Origin of the sequence: Marininema halotolerans, assembly GCF_900116235.1 — a bacterium.
GTDB lineage: Bacteria > Bacillota > Bacilli > Thermoactinomycetales > DSM-45169 > Marininema > Marininema halotolerans.
Genome location: NZ_FPAA01000015.1, coordinates 1 through 20,263, shown reverse-complemented (window position 1 = coordinate 20,263; position 20,263 = coordinate 1). Strand labels below are relative to the sequence as shown.

The window sequence follows — 20,263 nt, the reverse complement described above, 5'->3', positions numbered from 1 at the left end:
AATGACACATCTTATGATATGCTTCTACGTGGCAGCACGTTAGTCAAGGTGCATCCCTGCTTCAGAATCCTCGCTTCCATCCTGCCATTTTTCTGTATCGGTTTTTCTAAAAACTATTTAACAGGAGGGTATCATGAAAAAGTTTTTGCTGATGGGTTTGGTGCTTACAATTGGAATGATGCTTGCTTTACCAACCGCTTATGGACAGACCACCGATGGCTTAGTTGTCCACCTTGAGAAGGATCATGCTACAGACACCTTCAATATGGGTCACGATGGACACTTGATTGCCTTTCCCCAATCAGGCTTTCGCACCATGGAAGGCAGTGACGGGCGATTGATCGCCTATCCCAATAAGGGCTATACTACCGCTGAAGGAAATGACGGGCGCAGGATTGCCTATCCCAGTAAGGGCTATTTCATCACGGAAGGCAGTGACGGGCGATTGATCGCCTATCCCAATTCGGGCTATACTCTCGCTGAAGGTCGTGACGGGCGCAGGATTGCCTATCCCAATAAGGGCTATTTCATCACGGAAGGCAGTGACGGGCGATTGATCGCCTATCCCAATAAGGGCTATACTCTCGCTGAAGGTCGTGACGGGCGCAGGATTGCCTACCCCAATTCGGGCTATTTCATCACGGAAGGCAGTGACGGACGATTGATCGCCTATCCCAATTCGGGCTATACTCTCGCTGAAGGTCGTGACGGGCGCAGGATTGCCTACCCCAATTCGGGCTATTTCATCATGGAAGGCAGTGACGGGCGATTGATCGCCTATCCCAATAAGGGCTATACTCTCGCTGAAGGTCGTGACGGGCGCAGGATTGCTTATCATGGCTCAACAACGGCACCGTCATCTTTTTTGTATACAGATAAAAACGAATTAGATTTGTTACTCCAATTAGAAAATAACTTTCCCAATAGTAATTTCGAAGACTACTTAATCTATCGCTATTACGCCGATCAGGACTAATCTTTCATTGGAAAACTCCCACTTTCATTGTGGGAGTTTTTTTGTTGCCACCCTTATCCTTCTTCTTCAATGATAGCAACCACTCTACTCCACCCCGCGCTAGCTCCTGCAATTAGAATCGGGAATGCTTGAATGGTAAACCCAAAGGGATGAGGAATCTGATCCAAGTTACATAGCCTTTCAATTTGACAATATTCTACCTCCCGACCAAACAAATGCGCTTCCCAAAATTGCCCCTTTCCGTTTTTGGCTTCCTCTGCCATCCGATCAAAAGGCCGATCTAACCCCCAAGCATCGATGCCTATCAGCTTCACCCCCTGTGTAACCAAGTACTCAACTGCTGAGCGGAACAATCCCGGTTGCTTCAACGCATAGTTTGGACGTCCAAATTCCTTAGAGGCACCGGTATGGATAAGAACAATATCAAAGGGTTTGATTTTGTAGTGAATCCGTTCTAACTCCTTCTCAATATCGTCATCGCTGATCCCCTCGCCAATTTCTTTGTGACGAAAGTCGAGCAACACGCCATCCCCGTAACACCACTGAAGCGGCACATGGTCGATCGTTTTGGCGGGTTGCCCCGCTGACAGTGGCCCATAGTGGTAAGGCGCATCGATATGGGTTCCTGAGTGGGTACTCAGAGTCACTTCTTCCGTCGCCCAGCCATCTCCATCTGGAAAAACATCGTAGTGGTCCCCAAATAAGCTCTTTGCTTGTGTATTTGCCTGATCATGATTAAAATATTTTATATCGTGTGAATTCCATTCGTACGGGGAACTCTCATTGTTTAACCGATCACTTAAGTCGATAAGTGTCGTTTGAACGCCATTTCTCACATAGGTCTCTCAACTTGTACGGTCGTTCGTGGATGGCATGCGATCACCCTCTCGATTCATATTTTTTAAACAATTTTCGGTTGTATTATATCACAATTAAATGTTACTCTCTTAGTCATGCTCTTGATTGTTATTAATCACTTACCTGATACAACTATCTTCTATATCAAATTAAAAGAAGGCGATGTCTATGAACGAAAAGAATCTACCCACCTATTTAGGGGATTTTTTAAGAAATTTAAGAAAATCAAAGAAATTGCGTCTTGAAGATTTAGCGGATGAAAATCTCTCCCCATTTACCATTTCGTTATTTGAGCGCAACGAACAACAATCCATGGATACTGCCAAGAAAATAGTGAACAAATTAGGTTATTCATGGGAAGATATCCTGCAACAATTAACTGAAGAAATTGAACAGGAGGATTCATTTACACTTACAGGCAACGAATTATATTTTAGAATTTTAGAGACTCAGACCTTAGTGGAACTGAACGATCAACCCGAGGGAATTGAGCGCATTAACGATCTAAACATGCGTAATGACTCACTTTATGCCATTGCTCGCCCCTATTTTAAAGGAATCTATCTCTTGAAAAAGGATAAGGTCGATCAAGCGATCCAATGCTTTCACGATTCGATCATCCAATCCCATGCACAACCCGAATGGTCTTATTTAAATATTGAGTCCATGTCCTACCGCCATTTAGCACTCATCGCCCATCAAAAGAGAAAGACTGAAGAAGCTTTGCACAACATTGCACAGGGATTAACAACTTATGTTGATCAAGGCATTCGTACCTATCCTAAATATCGCTTGCTTATTGATCAAATCAACTACTTACATCATATTGGCCAAACCGATACTGCCTTTGCAAACGCAGAAAAGCTATGGACGGAGCGCAAAGAAATCCCCGTAACACGACTGTTGTTGGAATTAATTAATTTATACGGGCAACTTCTTCACCAGAAGAACTGTGGTGATGGAGCAATCGCCATTATTGGGGATGGTATCTACCTTGCACGCCAAAGTCGTGACCCTGATATGAGTATGACCTTATGGACCACCTTAGGCGAACTTTCCTATCAAAACAACGAGTGGGATCTGGCAAAGGATTGTTTTGAAACGGCACTAAAGCTGTCTGCTAAAACTTCGCAAAAACACCTCATTTCCAAGGCCCATCGTCATCTAGGAGAACTTTATCTTGAAGAAAGAGAGTGGAGCATGGCTGATGAACACCTGACTCGCTCTCTTGAACAATGTCACTCAGCGGATGATACCCTTTCCATATGGCAATTGCTTATTAAAAAACATGTCTATCAGGGTGACTATGAGCAAGCGCTTCAATTTTGCAAACATGCCATGCTCATCGCAAAGGACTCTTCATACCCAAAGGAAAAAGAAGCCATACGACTCTTAGAAGCCCAATGCTCAGCCCAACTATATTATGCTACCTAATCGCTATCAAATGGAGTGACACTGATGTCATCGATCTACCGAATTGGAATTCTAGCAGGGATGGGACCACGCTCGACCGCACCCTTTCTTGAATATGTTCTCGATGAATGTGAGCATCAATACGGTGCCCAGTGGGATGAGGACTTCCCCCATATGATGGTATACTCGCTACCGACACCTTTTCATCCCAAGAAACCGTTAGATCATCCCAGCATGATCCGTTCCTTACAAGTGGGGATGGATGCATTAACCTCTGCCCAGTGCGCGATCATCGCGATCCCATGCAATGTGGTACATCAATACTATGAGCAACTGTGTGAGATGACTTCACTTCCTCTTCTTAACATCATTGACGAAACCATCGGATGCCTTGAGACGACCTCCGCAACGATCGGATTATTAGGAACACGAAGCATGATTGAAAGTGGACTTTATCAAACACAACTGGCGCGATTGCATCGAGACGTCTACTGGAATGCGACCTTGCAGCAATCAATCGATGAGTTGATCGTTGCTACAAAAAAACGAGGGGTTCATCAGGAAACTCTCTCTCAATGGAAGAACATCGAGAGAGAGTTTATTCAACAAGGGGTTTCTGAGGTAATCATTGTTTGTACCGATTTGACCCTTTATACGCAATGGACATCCCTGACGATGATTGATTCCACGCAGGCCCTTGCGAAAGGGTTAGTGAAACGTTATGTAAAAGAACAACACCTTCGATAGTCGCCTAGCATTATCACGAACAACAACTGGTTATATATTCCTCAAAAGGAATAAACAAAGGCATAGCCTTGTACACAACTTTCCGATACCATAAGGCTCATATATTCACTAACCTTTCGTTTATCGATGGAAAGCGTGACGACTATGAAGAAAACACACGGACTCATTCTCCTTCTTTTGCTCATCATTTGCTGGGCCCTCATTAACGAAGAAGTCCCTTATGTAAACAGTCAGACATTAGCGACCTCTGAAAAAAACACCCTGGCACAGGCCAAGACCAAGAAAGCAATTCCCCGCCCGGTGATCTATTTGGTCCCTCATGCAGACGATGAGACATTAACTTATGGCGTCGATATTCAAAAAGAACGTCAGCGTGGACGCCCAATCTATCTGATTCTATTTTCTCAGGGAGAAGAATCAATTGCTCGAGAAGTCCTCAATGGCCACTATGATCATCAATCCGTCAATAAGAATCGGGTCGGGGAGCCCATCCTATGTCGATGGCATGGACGCATCCATTCCCCCAACGAGGAGCATTTTGCTGACGGTTCTCTATCACGAAAAGAGTTTGGGAAAGCGCGAATCAGGGACTTTTACCGCGTAGCTAAGGTGTTAGGAATTCCTTCTAGCCATATTCGCACCTATTCACTCCCCAATGATCATTTTACTCCTTCCCAGGTACAGTCAGTAATCGATTCCGCCTTGAAAAAATTTCCGGGTGCTGATTTTAGAACCATGTCCCCATACGATGTACACCCTGACCATGCCTTAATCGGAAAAGAATTAGCGAACGCTATTCAAACCAATAAAATTTCCGCATCACAAGTTCACTACTTTGTCTCCATCTATACCGATCGATTTGCCAAGGTCGATATCCCATTTAAAAAACACATTTCCACCATTAAAAAAGGGAGTAAGGCCTATATTCGTTTAGTACAGAGTATGGATGTCTATCGCGACTATGATCCCAAACAAGGGTCATATGCAACGGGGTATCACTCGGTACCAAAGCAATTTGATGCGCTGATCAAAGCAACCTACACTTCCTGGTATCTCCCGCAAATCGCACCATCAAACAAGAAAGAAACGGCTGGGTAAAACACCCAGCCGTTTCTTTCTTTCAATAATTAAGTATGAGATCACTCGCGATAGGGAGAAACCCCAATCAATCGATCCACTGTCGTAAATTGATAGCCCTGATTTCTTAATTTATCGATAAGTCCTGGTAACGCACGAACCGTTCGAGAACGATCCCCTCCCCCAGAATGAAGCAGGATAATACTCCCTGATTTTACGTGGGCAAATACTTTTTGCTGAATGGTTACAGGCGATGGCATCGTCCAATCCCGGGAATCAATGTCCCAATTAATTATTTGATATCCCTGTTGATAAAGGTTTTTTTCAATCCCTTTAGTTGCACCATAAGGAGGACGCATCAAGGACATTTTCTTTCCCGTGGTTTTATAAACTTCTCGGTAATTTCGGTTTAACTCCCCAATAATTCTGGACTCGGAGAGCTTAGGTAGGTAGGAATGATCCCAGGTATGATTGGCAATGATATGATTCTCATTAACGATCCGTTTCGCCACCGCTGGATGTTTACGCACTTCTTGACCGATTACAAAAAAAGTAGCTGCCACTTGTTTTTGTTGAAGAATATCCAAGATTTGCGGCGTATATTTCCCGTCAGGTCCATCATCAAAGGTAATTGCCACTTGCTTCGAAGTAGATGGCCCCTGATAAACCACTCTCGGTGTTGACGCTGATCGGTCATTGGAATGATCCACCTGATCGGGATCATCCGGAGAATCTGCCTTGTCGGATGGCTGTTGTTTATCTTTTGCCGGTTCCTGTGTTTCCTTTTTCTCTGGTGGAGTTTTTTTAGGCTTCTCCTCCGGTTGTTCCACTGGTTTACTAGAAGCTTGTCCCCGTTTTTTCTCAATCGGTTGAGAGGGGGCTTGTTTTTGTTCGGATGACTTTGGCGAAAAGGCAGACTTTTCTTCTTGAGCATCTGTAGAACCATTCCACATCCAGATAACCCCGATAAAAATAACCAAAAACAATGAAAATCCCCAGAGTTTTCTATTCATCCGCTCACTCTCCTCTGGGAATAGAATAATACCGCAATATAAATAATGCAATACAAATAAAATATTCATATATTTCAGGGTTACATAGGTATCACCCCGCAAAGAAACCCTACTCGATTGGGTAGGGTATCCACAGGGGTGATTCAGATTTTCAGATCTCCTAGTCTCACCAATTCAACCACGGCTTGAGACCGTCCCTTAACGTTCAATTTTTGCATCACATTTGAAATGTATACCCTTTCAGGAACACGATCACGTATGAACCGATTCCTCAAATGTGTAGTCAATTTCAATAGCTTTGTCTGGGTGAATACGAATCACCTCGATTAATATCGAAAAGACCTTATATAGGTCTTGCTCTCGATCCTCCAGTTGTGCAAACGCCTCGCGAATGGTTTCAATGTCTTGTGCCATCCCTTCCCTTTTCTCCAAATGAAGAATCTTATCCTCGATCGTCACTATGTTTTCTTCAATCTCTCTTCTCCTCTGTTCAAATTCATCTTTATTAATTAGTTGATCAAGATACAAATCAAGTAATTTATCTTTTCTCTTACTATTCTGCTCTTTGGAAGCGATGAGTTGACTCCGTTCAGCTTCCTTCTTTTTTTGAACATGACTCTTTAAGCGGATTGTAAGCGACTCTGCTTTACTAAGAAGAGTTTCTAGAATCATCCCTCGAAAATCCTCATATAAAATAGGGGCATGATTTATACATCCATATACCCCCCCTCGTCGATACTTACTGCATTTTAGATAATCCCAATTCACCTTACTTCCATCACTACGTTTTTTTACTGAACGATTAATAATCATATTAGAACCACAAACCTTACATTTCATTATTCCGCGAAATTCATTCCAAGGCGTAAACGATCGTTTTTTCACAGAGTCTTTATTTGCTTGTCTCCATATATCCTTTGGGATAATGGGTAGATGGTGATCCTTAAAATAAATCCATTTTTCCCGCGGGTTTTTTATTTGCTTTCTACGTCCATTCGATTTTATTACGGTGTACTGATTAAGAATAAAATCCCCACAATAAATAGGATTTCGAATAATGCGTTGAACGGAAGTGATCTGCCATTTACTAATGGTTTTAGGTCTTATACCGCGGAAATTTAATTCCTTCATAATCCGCTTATATCCCCACCCTTGGATGTACCAGTCGAATATTTTATGAACGACGTTCGCCTCCTCTTCATTCATTTGAAGAAATCCATTCACCTTATCATATCCATAGGGAGTTTTTCCTATATGTTCTCCTCGCCTTACTTTTGCAGCGAGTGCTGCAGAAATACCGGAAGACAGCGTACGACTATACTGAGCTGAAAATAACGACCAAAGTTCAAAAGCCATATCATTTTTTCCTGCTTTGTGGGAATCATATCCCTCTTCAACTGAGATAATACGCACATTATGAGCAATAAATACTTCTCTGATTTCTAATGAATCCTTTAAATCTCTCGCTAAACGACTGATGGATTTAAACACAACCATACTGATCTCTTTTGCCTTTGCTTTTCTGAGAATCAATTGGATCGAGGGTCGGTCTGTGAATAATGTCCCACTTATCCCTTCATCTTTAAACACTTGATTCTCATCCCACTCGTACCCATTCCGTTCTAGCCAATTTCTACAAATATCAATTTGATTCTCCACGGATGATATTTGCTCTTCTTTATCGGTTGATACACGTACATAGACGGCATATTCAGCACTCATATCGATTTTCCTCCTATATATAACAAAACCGCCCGTTTATTGGGCGGCAGTTTTAGAGTTCTTATCTTTATCTTCATCTGATTTAAAATAAGGTTCGAGAGCTTCTCGAAATGCCTGTTTAATTTCTTTCGAACCAAATGTTTCACGAACAATACGTAATTTAAAATTCCGCTTTTCTCTCTTATCCATCATAACCACCTCAGTCCTAGACCTATGTCGGTAGGACAGTTAAACAACCCTAATTCAACAAAAATAGATCATTCAATGCTCCGAATGATCTTGAGGGCCAAGCATATCCATGATATCCTCTGGATAGAAATAGTAAAGGCGGCAGGGTGGCACCCCTACCGCCCCGTGGTAGCTACCGTAAACAAAGGGCCACAGCTTGCGAGAAGTAACCCGCACGCCTTTGCCAGGGGATCGGGTTACTTCTTTCTGTATGCCTGATACGCTACATAGACAGCTAATGCATGGACTATCACGTGGTGCGACCAATTATTCAACTGGCGAAGAATAGCAAAATCCAATTGTTTACTTTAACAGCTATCAGGGATAACTCTGATGACAAAGGTATTTATAATATGAAATTCTCGCTAGATGACTAAACAAAAGAGGCCCCGTGTTAACTGCACGGAGCCTCTTTTTTAGATGAGTTTCGAGTACTACATTGGGGATTCCCAAGAGCAAGCTCATGATATAATTGCAAGGAGAATTTTTAATATCATGAGGAAAGTAATAAAGAGTGTCGTTAAAATTGAAATTACAAGCCTCAACCAATTCCTCTTATTGACCCACTTAATTGAATTAGATATTCCTATTATGATAGAGATTATCCCTATAATATATGCCATTGCAGAGTACATATTTACCCAACCTCACAAATTTTTTCTTTTATTGGTTAGTTGCCTCAAACCTGTTGGCCTCGAACGCTCTGCAAAATCGATTCCCCTATTCCAAAGACTTTGTATCATCATCTCCATAATAAAATGTCATTTCATAAAGACAATGAGCAACAAAACTGTCGTTTGTCATAGTGTTTAATGATTCTTCGTCTATGTAATACCCTAGCCACTCATGAAATTTGCTTGCTGCAAGAGAGTATCCAGTCCATTCGTCATCCATACCACAAACATCAAAATGAAGTGAATCATCATCTTCAGTGAATTTTTGGGTCCATATTGTCTGCCCATCAGTATCCTCTTGATATACATTGATGTAAATGTACATGTTAGTTCTGTTAGCTGAAGGTGGAGTGAATTTCAATTTTTTATAAAACGAATTAAAATTTACCTTTTTATCCTTAAAATCTGGATAATGTATAATAAACTTTTCCCATACCTTCGCGAAATCTGTATTAATAATCAACTCTTTAAATGTAAGCATAGTTCCCTCCATTATAGATACTACAATTCTTCTTCGATCTTGGGGAGCGTCAGCTCGGGAATGCATAGAGCATTAATTAAATCAGCAAAGATCATTTCAGCAACCACAGAAATCGGTCTCATATTTTTACCCCGTCTAATATATTATTCGTAATTAATCGATTTTTTGTGGTCAATTTTCAAAAAAAAAATAATAAAGTCTTTTGCGAAACAATAAACGTTCAATGGTTAGCGTCTTACAAAGACACTAGTATAACAGATTTAAGAGGAGGGAAACCCTTGCATACTTTTGAAATGAGAGTGCTACGGAATAAGTGGGAGCGTTCCCGTGCCACCGATCCAGGGGAACTTTTAGAGGAGATACGTCCCTTTTTAATTCGAGCCTACGAAACAGATCCCGAATGGACGAATCCGTATTCCAAATTGAATATGTTCGGTTGGATTGATGCCAACCGACATGAAGCCCTTTATATATCCAAAGAGATAAAGTGGGGACTATTTTGGGAACGTTTGTTGATCATATATGCCACAAACGAAAAGGATCTAGTGAAAAAGCACCTCAAGGATTAATCCTTGAGGTGCTTTTTATATCCTCTTAAATAGTAACCCAATATTATATCAGTTAGATTCAACCAGAAAGGACAGTCAGTATTTAACTATTTAACCTTTACTAACTTTGACCCTTGCCATCGCTCAGAAAGGGTCCCCTGGAATCTGGCCAGGCTTATAAAACGGAATGGAGCAGAACAGGGGACTATAGCACTGTCGCGGACATATCCTCATACTTCAGGATCATATCATATCGAGCTTTATCAGGGCTGTCGATTAGCCGAATTTCAGGAGAAAAAAGAAGTTTCTTCGTGCAGTTGTTTTGAAACACCAATCGCAAAACAAACAATCAAAAAGAGCACTCTCACGGGGAAAGATACTTTATTTTACGAGGTTTTGCAAGCCCTAAATATGTGCCGTTTCAAAAGAAAGAATCCTAGAATAGTATGGCAACACGAGGTGATGATTAATGAGTAGGTTTATCTCTATTTTAGTGGGCAAAGAGGAAGTTCCTCCTGTTCAAACCCGAGCTTCTGGAGTTCTCCATTTAAGGGTGAATCAAAACCAGACTCTCCTTCGGTATAAACTCAGGCTATCGAACATTAACAAGCTCACACGTGCTCACCTTCACCTTGCACCTCGAGGGATTAATGGACCCATTGTGGCAATTCTTTTTAATACCACAACTTCAGGAATTAGCACCCCCTTAGGTATCATCACAGGTACCATTCGGAGTACTGACCTGACTGGGCCCCTTGAAAATTCAACAATTGCCGAATTGGTCAATCAAATACGCCAAGGCAACATTTATACGAATGCACACAATGAACGATTTCCCAATGGTGTAATACGGGGGCAAGTACGTAGTTCGATTAGTCAATAAATCATAACAAGACTAGTAGAAATTACTTCTTGATAGAACACAAAAAGACACTCGGTAATTCAGTATTTAAGCCATCATATATCATAATGGCTTTTTTACACTGTCTACCTTGAGGGAATAATACCAATCACTTAGCTTGATTGAATGGCTTTTATTATTTTGGCACAACGCATTTACGAAAGAGTGGGACGATATTGAATGACTAAATGATATTCGGGACCAAACCAATTTTTATAGAAGTTTCCTCTCTTCGGATTTATATTAAATACTTTCAGCATGGAGGAATGATAAACTTTTTCAATCTTCCCTGAGACCTCTTCAGGTGTCGTATGTTCTTTTTGGGTAAAAAGTTCATAAAAACCGTCTGCTTTCAAGCAATAATTAAGAACACCACGCTGAAAGGATTGATCCGCGTCAAGCGTTGGATAGTAATCCAATTGAAAGGAATGATTTAAAATCAGTTCAACCATTTCCTCCAGTGTAAGTTGTTTACCTATCTCTCTTACCCTTTGATGATAAGCGAAGATTTGTTCATAATTAGCTTCAGCTTCTCCTTCAATTTTTGCATATTCCTCCTCACTTCCATCCTCTCTAATGAGTGAGAAAGCGTACATCTGCTCATGCAGTCTGTGAATATCCCTCTCTAATTCGATCACTTCTTTTATAATATCTCTCATAAAATAATCTCCATTCTCTCTAGATCTCATTGTTCGTCACCGAAAATTTACAACTCCATAATACGCGATTAATTATTTCATTTGTAGTTATATATTGTAGGAAAAAAATATTTCAATGATTAACGTAGAAATGCACACTAACATACTTCTGTCTGGGTTAAAATAATAAATATTTAAGCATGAAAACCGTTAATATAGCACCTAAAACGACAATAATAATATGAAAGCGGAAATAGGCTAATCCTACTGCCACAATTCCACCCATAAATCCAATTAGCGGCTCTTCTTTTTCCACTGATAATATTCCTGGAAATATTAAAGCTCCTAAGGCTGCATACGGAATATTATTTAGCCAGTCTCTAACCCACGAGGGTGGAGTAAAACGATCGACAAGCCAGACAGGTAACCATCGTGGAATCAAAGTTACCAAAGACATCCCTAAGATAATAAAAGCTATATGGTTTGTCATGATTTCCTCCTAGTAAAAAGGATACCCAACAATGCGCCCCCTAGTGTCGCCAAAACAATTGACCAGCCAGTACTCAAAAACAAGCTAATAAGAGTATTTAAACCCAGACCAAAACCCGATACTACAAAATACTTCCATGATTTTCGAACTGCAGGAATAAGCAACCCGATAAACATAGCGTAAAGAGAAATTGACATACTCTCACTAATATCCGCTGGAATTACATTAGATAGTACTCCACCGAGAATAGTACCAATGATCCATGATATATATGAGGTGAGGAAAAGACCTGAGAAAAAAAAGCGATCTGATTTTTCCTCATGTAATGAAGCGACAGCAAATGTTTCATCAGTTATCCCGGATGTTAGTAATATTTTATTTAATTTTGATATACTAGATAATTTATCTTGAAGAGAAATACTCATGACAAAATGTCTAAAGTTCAAAATAAAACTGGCTAAAACAATTTCAAGACCTCCTGATCCAGACATCATCATATTAATCGCCATAAATTGACTAGCTCCTGCAAACACCAGTCCAGACATTAATACGGTATGCAGAAGTGAAACCCCTGATTGTTGAGCAATTAATCCAAATGTTAGAGCTATTGGAATGTAACCAACCGCTATGGGGACCGCAACTAGGATCCCTTTCTTAAATGATTGTTTTTTCAAACTATAAACCTTCTTTCTTAAAGGTAAAAAATGTGTCCCTGCATCTAAATTTCCCCTTCTCGACTGTTGAAAATAGTTTTGGATGATACGATTTAATACCCCTATTGGAATATTCACTAAGTTGATGACTAACCCACACCCCAACTCCTCAGGAACTTTATAGGCGACTACAGTAAATCTATTGATTCGTATAAACGCGGTGGAGGGTCCCTTTAATCATTTTTAGAATGTATACGAATCCTAATGTTAAATTTCCTATAGTTAGTTATAAGTTATGTAGCTTTTGAACCACCATTTCCCCTCCTCTTTTCTCAAAAATGAGTTATGTGATCAGTGAATCGGGATCTTACTTCTATTTTTTATTCGAAATACTCAAAAAAACACTGGTATACCAGTGTTTTTGGGGAGCCTAACCATATCATATCAAACTTTATCAGAGGACTATAGCTGAGCAGATTCGTGCTATGCAAGATTAATAAGTTGGTTAAATGGATTTGCTCTATTCGTTTGCTTTTATTTTTTTGTTTTCACCTTTACGTTTTGGGTAGGAGCCTTTCTTATAAAGTAAGTTGCTGACGAGTCAACTAGAACTGGATCAGTGATAGGGATTACACGTACAAATTGTAAATTGGCATTAAATAATTTCTTCATGAGAGGAGCGAAGGTATCTCCAACCACCCTAGCAAACTCTTCGATACTGGGTGAGAAGTTCAAGAAACGGGGAGGGAAAACACTTTTTGGGGGGGTCTCGCCACGTTCAAGAAGTAACCGATTGTTCCAAGCAGCACCAAACGTTCGATCAAACAATGCCTTTACTTCAAGGAAGGGTACCACAAAACCAGCACTACCTCCAACGTCACCTACAACTCCTAAACAAAAACGTAATACTTCAGGACCTGATGTACCTATGGCTGGGATAAAACGCTGTATTCGGATATCATTACAAACACTCACCAAAAAGTTATTCGAACTCATCTTTTCAACCTCCCTTATTCGTGTTTCATATCCTATGTTTCAATTAAATAAATGGATAGGAACAATAGATTGAATGCACGAAAACGGGCACTTTCATAACCTATTTTAAAAGTTATAAGGGTAAAGTAGATGATAGTATCTAGCGTATTGATTATCCTGTTGTGTAGAAAGTCCCTTTGGAATCGTATTGAGGACTTCTTTCTTTTGGTGATCCATTGCTTCGAGAAGTTTTTCTTATCGTATTCTGCCAATAGATACCCCCCATTTATTTTGTTATTTCATTTGCTGATTCCTCTCTCCATAGCCATATAAACCATTCATCAACTAACCAATATAAGAAAGCAATAAAATTCAATGGAATGAATCGATCAAAAAAGAACGTAAATTCAAATACCTGATAACCATTGTCAATAAGTAAAGGAAGGAGAATGATTAAAATACTAGTGAATCCTATATGAATAAATAACGATACTAGCCATCGATAATGATGTTTTTTTGATAAAAATTCAGAAAAAATCGACACAGGAAGGGCATAAAGAAGAAAAACAGGCACAGAAAAAAGTAAATGTACTATATAAGCAGGAAGGAACGCCCCCTCCATTAGGAAGCTGTCTTTGGAAATTACAAAAATATATATGGGTGTAATAAAAATCATACATATTGTAACTGTCAATTTTCTTTTAATCATTTTTTATGAATGCCCCTTTTTAATATATTAAATATACGATAATTTTTATTAAGTTAGATGTTTCCCCTCCTATTCATAAATTATTTTTATTATAAAGTATTTTTCATAATTAGAAAATTGAGAAAGGCACTTTCATTACAGGAAGCTGGAGAACAATGTGTTTAACCATTTCTGAAAAGATACCCGGCAACTAAAAAAAATATCTGCCGGAACCAAAATGAAGCGGCCCGTTGGATAACACCACCGCGCCGCTTCATTCATGTTCCCTGAAAAGGTACACATCACATTTGAAATATGATTCCGGACGGTCTTTTCACTGATGAAGAGCTGTTGGGCGATCTCTTTTGTCGTTTTGTCCTGCACTAATAGCTCGAATACTTCCCTTTCCCTGTTTGTTAACAAGGGCTTCCCTTTCTGGTTGCTCAATTGCGCCACCCCTCCTTGCTCGGACTCTTGGAACACGAGGGTAAGGGACTCAGTCAGGTTATTGTATGAACGGGCTTATTTCGTGGTGCGTTCGTGTTTCAATTTAGGCAGGAGTCCATCACTTCTGCTCATGGAAGATCCGCGGCTTCCGTATCCTATGCGCTTCTCGCCATGGGAGTGAAGGTTTCGGTACGTAAAAGGGGTGTCTTGGATAACGGTTTTTTCGTTTTTCTTTACGATTCCATTGGGTTAGGACGATGGGGACAGAGGGAAAGTGCCTTTGCAACCACGATAATGATGATGGCCGGATCGTAAGAATCCAACCGGGCTGTTCCAGTGTTAGTTGGTGTACGCCCCATTCATGTGCACTTAACTGGACCACCGCTGTGGATAGAGCAGAAAAGGCAAATACCGTATCACCGTAACGTAAGCATTCTTTGATGCAAACCTCCAACGGATACCCTGAGGATGTCCTTAATAAATGAATGGGTACAAAACCAAGATCCCTTTTTAGATGGAGCGTATCCGCTAAATGCGACGGACTTCTGCGGGCAGTCTCCTTCTTCGGATGAATCGTTGGATACTGGTGAACTAAATACACAAAGGGAATACCGTGTAGATACATTTTTCCGCTCCCTCCTCCACCCGTAACCTGTGCTAAGATCCCCTCTTTCATCCCTTAATTTTTTAGGGCCATCCTGTTAGGGAGAATGAGTCAAGCTGGTTGGATCATAGCCTAGGAAACGAACCAATCTGAATCATGATCAAGGAGGGAGGATATGGAGAAGAAAACACCGCTTGTCCTGAAAGAGAAGGATCCCCCATCGTCCAATCCTTTGTGCAACATTCAGCTTGCACAAAAGTGGCCCACACTTTCTCCCTTTGAGCTCGCTTATACCGAGTTAGAACAAGACGAGATGTTCTCCTATCTTGCCCCACAAAAAATACCTGAGTGCATTAATGGTGCCCTCTCCTTTGGCAAATTAGCAGCAACGAGTTATCAGTATGATGGGAATCTTGGGTATTGGATGGACCGTGTCATCCACACAGGTGTCCGTGTCTCCTTTCTCCGCCGACAAAAGGATCATGATGGATGGGTTCGCGCCCAATATCGAACCAAGCCAGCGGTGATTGAAATTTACCGGGCATCCTTGGAACAACTCGAAACGTTCTTTAAGCAAGAAGGATTTACTGTCAAAGAGGAGGATCTCATCGCGCTTCACCTCTTCCACGAATGGTTCCACCATCTAGAAAGTACACGCCTTGGCAGAACAGACGGTCGCTTACCCCGCGTCGTGAAAAAGAAGTGGGGACCCATTGAAATTCGGGAACGCCTCACCCGTCTTCGTGAAATCGCCGCCCATGCTTTTACCCAGGAAGTAATGAGACTTTCCTGGTATCCGCTCTGGTTGGATCATCTCCTTTTGTACACGGATAAGGGATGGAGTAAAGAACAAATTCGCGACCACTTCCAACAAGTGAGTCGTCGTTGTGAGGAGTGGCAACCTTCTTCCACCACCCAATCCGACTCAACAGAGTAATTCTTCCCTTTGATGGAACATAAAGAAGCTGACCACCCTTTTTTTGGTCAGCTTCTTAACGTGATCATCTTTCTTACCACGATCATCGCTATTTTTTACTAGCCACCTGCTTCTCCTCGTCATTAGAAACATTCTCCACAAATTGGCTGACAAAATACTCTGGGTTCAACTTCTCCCCCGTCGCCTGTTCGATCAGTTCATCCCACCGATAACGTGCCCCCTCTCGAAAGAAACGGTCTTTAAGAAAGCCTCCAACCGCCTCATTTTCCACTAGAGGGTGATCCTTCTTGGGAAACTCCTTAGATACTGTCGCAAGCAATTGAGAGGCCGTCAGCTCACCGAGTAAGTAATTTTGATAGTATACAGGGAATGCCCCCAAATGGACTTTCGCCGCCCAATCCGGTTCATCCCGCCCCTCTGGCCGTGGAACAAATTGAAATTGCTCCACCAGATCCCACCAAAGTCGATTAAGATCTTGATCGGGATCAAGGTACAACTCCCGTTCAAAGTGGATCATCACTAAACACCACCGTACAGAAATCAGCTGACTCAGCTTCATCTGTTTGGCAAGGGGTTCCGTCATTTTCTCGAGGGCCGATGTCTCAACACCCACAATATGGGAAAGCCATGTTGGTGACTTTCCTAACTGTTCCATCATCAGGGCAATCGCTTCTGTACTGGAGGGATGTGTAGCCTTTCGCAATAGAAAGGGGAGTTCGGGATTCACGTTGATTTGATAGACACCATGACCAAGCTCGTGTAAAAGGGTATTCATCCAATAGGCATTCGACTGAAGATTGCATAGAATTCGCGTATCACCCTTTCGATCGATATCGATACAAAAGGCATAGGGAGATTTTCTATCGCGTTCATATAGATCACTCTGATCAAGGATTCCTTGTACCGCAAAGCCCATCTCTTGAAAGGTGCGTTCGGCTAACTCTTCCAGTTTGTGATCCGCAAATACCTCATCGATGTTTACATCGAAAACCATCGGAGCTTCCTGAAAGAAAGGATCCTCATAATGCCAGGGGCGCACGCCCTCCGGACGCAAATAGAGATAGCGAGCCGCAATCACTTGATCCATCTCTTTTTTAATCTCCGTATAGGGTTGATCGGTCTGTTCCTTAAGTTCTGCCAATAGCTGAAACAACTTCTCTTCATTTAATTCCTGTAACGTTAACGACATCGCATAGTAGTCTCGTAGTCCCTGCTTACGAGCTACTTCATTTCTTCTTCGCACAAGCTCACGGATATTATCTGCGACTAAGCGACCAATTTCCTTACTCGCTTTCCAAATTTCCTTTCTTCGATAGGTATCCTTTTCGCTTTTTAGCATCGCTGTCAACTCATTATTCGTCACCTTTTTCCCTTGGTCATTCGCTCGAAAATGGACAAAGGTACTTTTAATCTCGGTTTCCAACCGAAGTATTTCTGCAATTTCCTCCTTGGATGCTTGATTCTCCATGAATTCAAGCAGTAATAACTCAACCTGACGTGCCAAAATCGGGTTACTGACCCCTTCCTTTTTGCAATCTTGCAATTGTTGATAGATCTTCGGATCAGAGACAATCGCTTTCCATTCCTTTAACGCGTGGGAATTGTTCTCTTCCGCTTTTTTCTCACCGGCTGTGGCAGCTTGCCAATAAGCTTCCATCACCTTTTTTTCCGCTTCACTCATCTGGTTCGTCAAATCGGTGATCAATTTTTCTGTATGCTTCGCCACCACTTTTCCTCCCTTATCATGGTCGATCGGTTTATAAATAATTTGAGTTGCACCCTTCGCATCGATAAAACCCAACCATTTCTCCTCATGGATTCTCTTTCTAACGCAATCATTCCTGTCGAATGAGCTCACCTTCTTCGGGAATGCTAGAGTGAGGAGGTGTTCACTCAATGGATGAAAAATACCTTTGCCCTGCATGTGGTACCAATCGCAGCCGATTTAATTTGATTGAACAAGTAGTAACCCCGGTCCGAAAAGACCCAACCAATGGGGCAATTGTGGAACAAGTTGCTTCGGGCGACCCCTTCCAGGTACCCTATCGCGGAGAGTCCCTACGTGTTCAATGTGGTGTATGTGGAGTCGTTGAAGCGGAAGAGCGATTTATTAAAACTGCCCAACGCAACTCGCAACCCCTCGCAAATCAATCTGCACCCACCCCCTGATAAGTAGAAACCCCTTAAATTTCCTCTCCTTCACGTTGAAAAAACCCTTCTATTCTGAAGGGTTTTTTCATATCGATATTCAATCTTCCATCACATCTCCCCTGAAGAAACCAGGATCTTGATGTATAATGGGAGGTGATTTGACTGCCATTATGAAGTCGACTCTCTCAAATGGAAAAGGAGTATCAAAGATGCGTGCATTAAAGGAAAGTCTCCTCGAACTTATAACCGAAACTTCCACGAACCTTCCCCCGGATGTACGGGCTGCGGTTCGCGAAGGAAAAGCCAAAGAAGATGCGGGTACCCGCTCGGCATTGGCTCTTTCAACGATTTCCAATAACATTACCATGGCGGAGGAAAATGTGTCTCCGATCTGCCAAGACACTGGGATGCCCACTTTTTATGTTCATGTTCCTGTCGGTGTCAATCAACTGGAGATTACGCGTCAGATTAAAGCAGCCATCGTCGAAGCCACCAAAACCGGTAAGCTACGCCCTAATTCCGTTGATTCCTTGACAGGTGCCAACAGCGGCGACAATTTAGGAGAAGGTGTACCCGTCATTCATTACGAGCAGTGGGAGCATGATGAGATTGATGTTCGCCTGATCTTAAAGGGTGGCGGTTGCGAAAACAAAAATATCCAATATAGCCTTCCTTGTGAACTCGAGGGACTCGGACGTGCGGGGCGTGATTTAGATGGGATCCGCAAGTGTGTCCTGCACAGTGTCTATCAAGCACAGGGACAAGGATGTAGCGCCGGTTTTATCGGTGTCGGAATTGGTGGCGACCGCACAACCGGTTACGAGTTGGCGAAAAAGCAACTTTTCCGTAAGGTTTATGACACCAACGCCAACCCTGATTTGGCCAAATTAGAAGACTATATTATGGAGCATGCAAACGAGTTATCCATTGGGACAATGGGCTTTGGAGGAAACACGACTCTCCTCGGTTGTAAAGTGGGAAGCATGCATCGGATCCCAGCCAGCTTCTATGTCTCTGTCGCCTACAATTGCTGGGCTTTCCGTCGTCAAGGGGTGACCCTGAGCCCTGAAACCGGGGAGATTACCAGTTGGCTATACAAGGATGAGCCAGAGGGTACCCTCCAAGAATCCTCGGTAGAAGAAACGGAATCGGTTTCTAAAGAGTCCGTGCGAGAAGTGGTGTTGACCCCTCCCATCTCAGAAGAAGCCATTCGGAGCCTGAAAGTGGGAGATGTCGTTACCATCACCGGTGGCATCCATACCGGTCGGGATGCACTCCATAAATACCTGATGGATCATGATTCTCCAGTGGATCTTACCGGGGGCGTCATTTATCATTGCGGTCCTGTCATGTTGAAAGATCAGGATGACAAATGGGAAGTGAAGGCAGCTGGTCCAACAACCAGTATCCGGGAAGAGCCTTATCAATCGGATATCATTAAAAAGTTTGGCATTCGTGCCGTTATTGGAAAGGGTGGTATGGGAGCCAAAACCCTTGCTGGCCTGAAAGACCATGGAGCGGTATATCTGAATGCCATTGGTGGGGCTGCCCAATATTATGCAGACTGCATCACAGGGGTCGATGGTGTGGACTTTATGGATTTCGGAGTACCTGAAGCCATGTGGCACCTTCAAGTGGAGAAATTCACCGCCATCGTCACCATGGATGCCCATGGGAACAGCCTCCATCGCGATGTTGAGAGCACTTCTCTCGAACGCCTTGCGAAATTTAAGGATCCGGTCTTTTCTTAAAAACAACATCACAATAAACTACGAAACGGCTGGTCAATAATTGACCAGCCGTTCTTCATTATCTTAATTGCGCCGAGAATACTCCCAACTTCTACAAGTGGGGGATGAATCGGCGCGTTAGACGAGGGAGGGGCGTTTTTCCCCTCTCGTAAGTCTAACCATCCCCGTATATAATTAAGTACAAGGGAGGTGAACCCATGCACAAAGCGTTTCAATTTCGTTTGTATCCAACGAAGGAACAAGCCATTCTCATTAACAAATCCATTGGATGTAGTCGGTTTGTATTTAACC

The 20,263-nt window shown here is 42.1% G+C and carries 21 protein-coding genes and 2 pseudogenes; 10 read left to right on the top strand and 13 right to left on the bottom strand.

Annotated features, from left to right (window positions below; all coding sequences use genetic code 11):
* The first annotated feature begins 133 nt into the window (after window positions 1-133).
* A complete protein-coding gene (locus tag CHX35_RS15550) occupies window positions 134-976 on the top strand; it encodes a hypothetical protein (RefSeq protein WP_091839177.1) in 843 nt (280 codons plus the stop codon).
* 53 nt (window positions 977-1,029) lie between these two features.
* Here the strand turns inward: CHX35_RS15550 and CHX35_RS15545 are convergent, their stop codons facing one another.
* The gene (locus tag CHX35_RS15545) at window positions 1,030-1,812 is read right to left on the bottom strand and encodes a cyclase family protein (protein WP_091839174.1); all 783 of its coding nucleotides are present in this window, start codon (window positions 1,810-1,812) and stop codon (window positions 1,030-1,032) included.
* A 190-nt stretch (window positions 1,813-2,002) separates the two neighbouring features.
* Between CHX35_RS15545 and CHX35_RS15540 the strand changes: the two genes are divergently transcribed.
* The 3 genes from CHX35_RS15540 to CHX35_RS15530 all read left to right on the top strand — a co-directional run bounded on the left by CHX35_RS15540 (window position 2,003) and on the right by CHX35_RS15530 (window position 5,092).
* Window positions 2,003-3,268 (top strand): helix-turn-helix domain-containing protein, encoded by a 1,266-nt coding sequence (locus CHX35_RS15540; protein WP_091839172.1) that lies wholly within the window; start codon window positions 2,003-2,005, stop codon window positions 3,266-3,268.
* 24 nt (window positions 3,269-3,292) lie between these two features.
* Complete coding sequence (locus CHX35_RS15535) at window positions 3,293-3,994, top strand: aspartate/glutamate racemase family protein (protein ID WP_091839169.1); 702 nt, start codon at window positions 3,293-3,295, stop codon at window positions 3,992-3,994.
* 144 nt (window positions 3,995-4,138) lie between these two features.
* Window positions 4,139-5,092: a PIG-L family deacetylase gene (locus CHX35_RS15530; RefSeq protein WP_176392133.1), complete on the top strand. Its 954-nt coding sequence runs from the start codon at window positions 4,139-4,141 to the stop codon at window positions 5,090-5,092.
* Window positions 5,093-5,133: 41 nt separating this feature from the next.
* Here CHX35_RS15530 and CHX35_RS15525 read toward each other — a convergent pair whose 3' ends face one another.
* The 5 genes and pseudogenes from CHX35_RS15525 to CHX35_RS15510 all read right to left on the bottom strand — a co-directional run bounded on the left by CHX35_RS15525 (window position 5,134) and on the right by CHX35_RS15510 (window position 9,189).
* Window positions 5,134-6,084, bottom strand: coding sequence for a polysaccharide deacetylase family protein (locus CHX35_RS15525; RefSeq protein ID WP_176392132.1), 951 nt, complete (start codon window positions 6,082-6,084; stop codon window positions 5,134-5,136).
* Between the two features lie 143 nt (window positions 6,085-6,227).
* A pseudogene (locus CHX35_RS15520) lies at window positions 6,228-6,323 on the bottom strand (LuxR C-terminal-related transcriptional regulator); the annotation flags it as partial.
* Between the two features lie 13 nt (window positions 6,324-6,336).
* On the bottom strand, window positions 6,337-7,806 hold the full coding sequence (locus tag CHX35_RS15515; RefSeq protein ID WP_091839159.1) for a recombinase family protein: 1,470 nt from the start codon (window positions 7,804-7,806) through the stop codon (window positions 6,337-6,339).
* Between the two features lie 36 nt (window positions 7,807-7,842).
* Complete coding sequence (locus CHX35_RS17650) at window positions 7,843-7,995, bottom strand: hypothetical protein (RefSeq protein ID WP_176392131.1); 153 nt, start codon at window positions 7,993-7,995, stop codon at window positions 7,843-7,845.
* A gap of 759 nt (window positions 7,996-8,754) precedes the next feature.
* The gene (locus CHX35_RS15510) at window positions 8,755-9,189 is read right to left on the bottom strand and encodes a DUF6557 family protein (protein WP_091839157.1); all 435 of its coding nucleotides are present in this window, start codon (window positions 9,187-9,189) and stop codon (window positions 8,755-8,757) included.
* Between the two features lie 278 nt (window positions 9,190-9,467).
* On the opposite strand from CHX35_RS15510, the gene CHX35_RS15505 reads away from it, so the two are divergent.
* Both CHX35_RS15505 and CHX35_RS15500 read left to right on the top strand, forming a co-directional pair.
* Window positions 9,468-9,758: a hypothetical protein gene (locus tag CHX35_RS15505; protein WP_091839154.1), complete on the top strand. Its 291-nt coding sequence runs from the start codon at window positions 9,468-9,470 to the stop codon at window positions 9,756-9,758.
* A 448-nt stretch (window positions 9,759-10,206) separates the two neighbouring features.
* A complete protein-coding gene (locus CHX35_RS15500) occupies window positions 10,207-10,620 on the top strand; it encodes a CHRD domain-containing protein (RefSeq protein ID WP_091839151.1) in 414 nt (137 codons plus the stop codon).
* A 173-nt stretch (window positions 10,621-10,793) separates the two neighbouring features.
* On the opposite strand, the gene CHX35_RS15495 is transcribed toward CHX35_RS15500, so the two are convergent.
* The 6 genes and pseudogenes from CHX35_RS15495 to CHX35_RS15460 form a co-directional block, all read right to left on the bottom strand.
* A complete protein-coding gene (locus tag CHX35_RS15495) occupies window positions 10,794-11,297 on the bottom strand; it encodes a hypothetical protein (RefSeq protein ID WP_091839147.1) in 504 nt (167 codons plus the stop codon).
* A 157-nt stretch (window positions 11,298-11,454) separates the two neighbouring features.
* A complete protein-coding gene (locus CHX35_RS15490) occupies window positions 11,455-11,766 on the bottom strand; it encodes an AzlD domain-containing protein (protein ID WP_091839145.1) in 312 nt (103 codons plus the stop codon).
* Complete coding sequence (locus CHX35_RS15485) at window positions 11,763-12,440, bottom strand: AzlC family ABC transporter permease (RefSeq protein WP_091839142.1); 678 nt, start codon at window positions 12,438-12,440, stop codon at window positions 11,763-11,765. Before CHX35_RS15485 ends, CHX35_RS15490 begins: the two co-directional genes overlap by 4 nt.
* A gap of 513 nt (window positions 12,441-12,953) precedes the next feature.
* Window positions 12,954-13,415 (bottom strand): hypothetical protein, encoded by a 462-nt coding sequence (locus CHX35_RS15480; protein WP_091839139.1) that lies wholly within the window; start codon window positions 13,413-13,415, stop codon window positions 12,954-12,956.
* Between the two features lie 967 nt (window positions 13,416-14,382).
* Window positions 14,383-14,529 (bottom strand): annotated as a pseudogene (locus CHX35_RS15465) (helix-turn-helix domain-containing protein); the annotation flags it as partial.
* A 118-nt stretch (window positions 14,530-14,647) separates the two neighbouring features.
* A complete protein-coding gene (locus tag CHX35_RS15460; RefSeq protein ID WP_091839131.1) occupies window positions 14,648-15,154 on the bottom strand; it encodes a hypothetical protein in 507 nt (168 codons plus the stop codon).
* 154 nt (window positions 15,155-15,308) lie between these two features.
* Here CHX35_RS15460 and CHX35_RS15455 point away from each other — a divergent pair, with 154 nt between their 5' ends.
* Window positions 15,309-16,070: a hypothetical protein gene (locus CHX35_RS15455; protein WP_091839128.1), complete on the top strand. Its 762-nt coding sequence runs from the start codon at window positions 15,309-15,311 to the stop codon at window positions 16,068-16,070.
* 88 nt (window positions 16,071-16,158) lie between these two features.
* Here the strand turns inward: CHX35_RS15455 and CHX35_RS15450 are convergent, their stop codons facing one another.
* Window positions 16,159-17,871 carry a M2 family metallopeptidase gene (locus CHX35_RS15450; RefSeq protein ID WP_176392130.1) on the bottom strand — a complete coding sequence of 571 codons (1,713 nt, stop codon included), beginning with the start codon at window positions 17,869-17,871 and terminating at the stop codon, window positions 16,159-16,161.
* Window positions 17,872-17,966: 95 nt separating this feature from the next.
* Here CHX35_RS15450 and CHX35_RS15445 point away from each other — a divergent pair, with 95 nt between their 5' ends.
* The 3 genes from CHX35_RS15445 to CHX35_RS15435 all read left to right on the top strand — a co-directional run.
* Entirely contained in the window at window positions 17,967-18,239 is a 273-nt protein-coding gene (locus CHX35_RS15445) for a DNA alkylation repair protein (RefSeq protein ID WP_091839270.1), read from the top strand.
* 191 nt (window positions 18,240-18,430) lie between these two features.
* Complete coding sequence (locus CHX35_RS15440) at window positions 18,431-19,972, top strand: fumarate hydratase (protein WP_091839122.1); 1,542 nt, start codon at window positions 18,431-18,433, stop codon at window positions 19,970-19,972.
* Window positions 19,973-20,169: 197 nt separating this feature from the next.
* Window positions 20,170-20,263, top strand: a 94-nt coding sequence (locus CHX35_RS15435; protein WP_140413582.1) for a helix-turn-helix domain-containing protein, incomplete at its 3' end; no start/stop codon positions are given.

Excerpts from the sequence above, each read along its gene's own strand:
- CHX35_RS15550 (WP_091839177.1), top strand. The coding sequence starts at position 134 with ATGAAAAAGTTTTTGCTGATGGGTTTGGTGCTTACAATTGGAATGATG.
- CHX35_RS15540 (WP_091839172.1), top strand. The coding sequence starts at position 2,003 with ATGAACGAAAAGAATCTACCCACCTATTTAGGGGATTTTTTAAGAAAT.
- CHX35_RS15535 (WP_091839169.1), top strand. The coding sequence starts at position 3,293 with ATGTCATCGATCTACCGAATTGGAATTCTAGCAGGGATGGGACCACGC.
- CHX35_RS15530 (WP_176392133.1), top strand. The coding sequence starts at position 4,139 with ATGAAGAAAACACACGGACTCATTCTCCTTCTTTTGCTCATCATTTGC.
- CHX35_RS15525 (WP_176392132.1), bottom strand. The coding sequence starts at position 6,084 with ATGAATAGAAAACTCTGGGGATTTTCATTGTTTTTGGTTATTTTTATC.
- CHX35_RS15515 (WP_091839159.1), bottom strand. The coding sequence starts at position 7,806 with ATGAGTGCTGAATATGCCGTCTATGTACGTGTATCAACCGATAAAGAA.
- CHX35_RS17650 (WP_176392131.1), bottom strand. The coding sequence starts at position 7,995 with ATGGATAAGAGAGAAAAGCGGAATTTTAAATTACGTATTGTTCGTGAA.
- CHX35_RS15510 (WP_091839157.1), bottom strand. The coding sequence starts at position 9,189 with ATGCTTACATTTAAAGAGTTGATTATTAATACAGATTTCGCGAAGGTA.
- CHX35_RS15500 (WP_091839151.1), top strand. The coding sequence starts at position 10,207 with ATGAGTAGGTTTATCTCTATTTTAGTGGGCAAAGAGGAAGTTCCTCCT.
- CHX35_RS15495 (WP_091839147.1), bottom strand. The coding sequence starts at position 11,297 with ATGAGAGATATTATAAAAGAAGTGATCGAATTAGAGAGGGATATTCAC.
- CHX35_RS15490 (WP_091839145.1), bottom strand. The coding sequence starts at position 11,766 with ATGACAAACCATATAGCTTTTATTATCTTAGGGATGTCTTTGGTAACT.
- CHX35_RS15480 (WP_091839139.1), bottom strand. The coding sequence starts at position 13,415 with ATGAGTTCGAATAACTTTTTGGTGAGTGTTTGTAATGATATCCGAATA.
- CHX35_RS15460 (WP_091839131.1), bottom strand. The coding sequence starts at position 15,154 with ATGTATCTACACGGTATTCCCTTTGTGTATTTAGTTCACCAGTATCCA.
- CHX35_RS15455 (WP_091839128.1), top strand. The coding sequence starts at position 15,309 with ATGGAGAAGAAAACACCGCTTGTCCTGAAAGAGAAGGATCCCCCATCG.
- CHX35_RS15445 (WP_091839270.1), top strand. The coding sequence starts at position 17,967 with ATGGATGAAAAATACCTTTGCCCTGCATGTGGTACCAATCGCAGCCGA.
- CHX35_RS15440 (WP_091839122.1), top strand. The coding sequence starts at position 18,431 with ATGCGTGCATTAAAGGAAAGTCTCCTCGAACTTATAACCGAAACTTCC.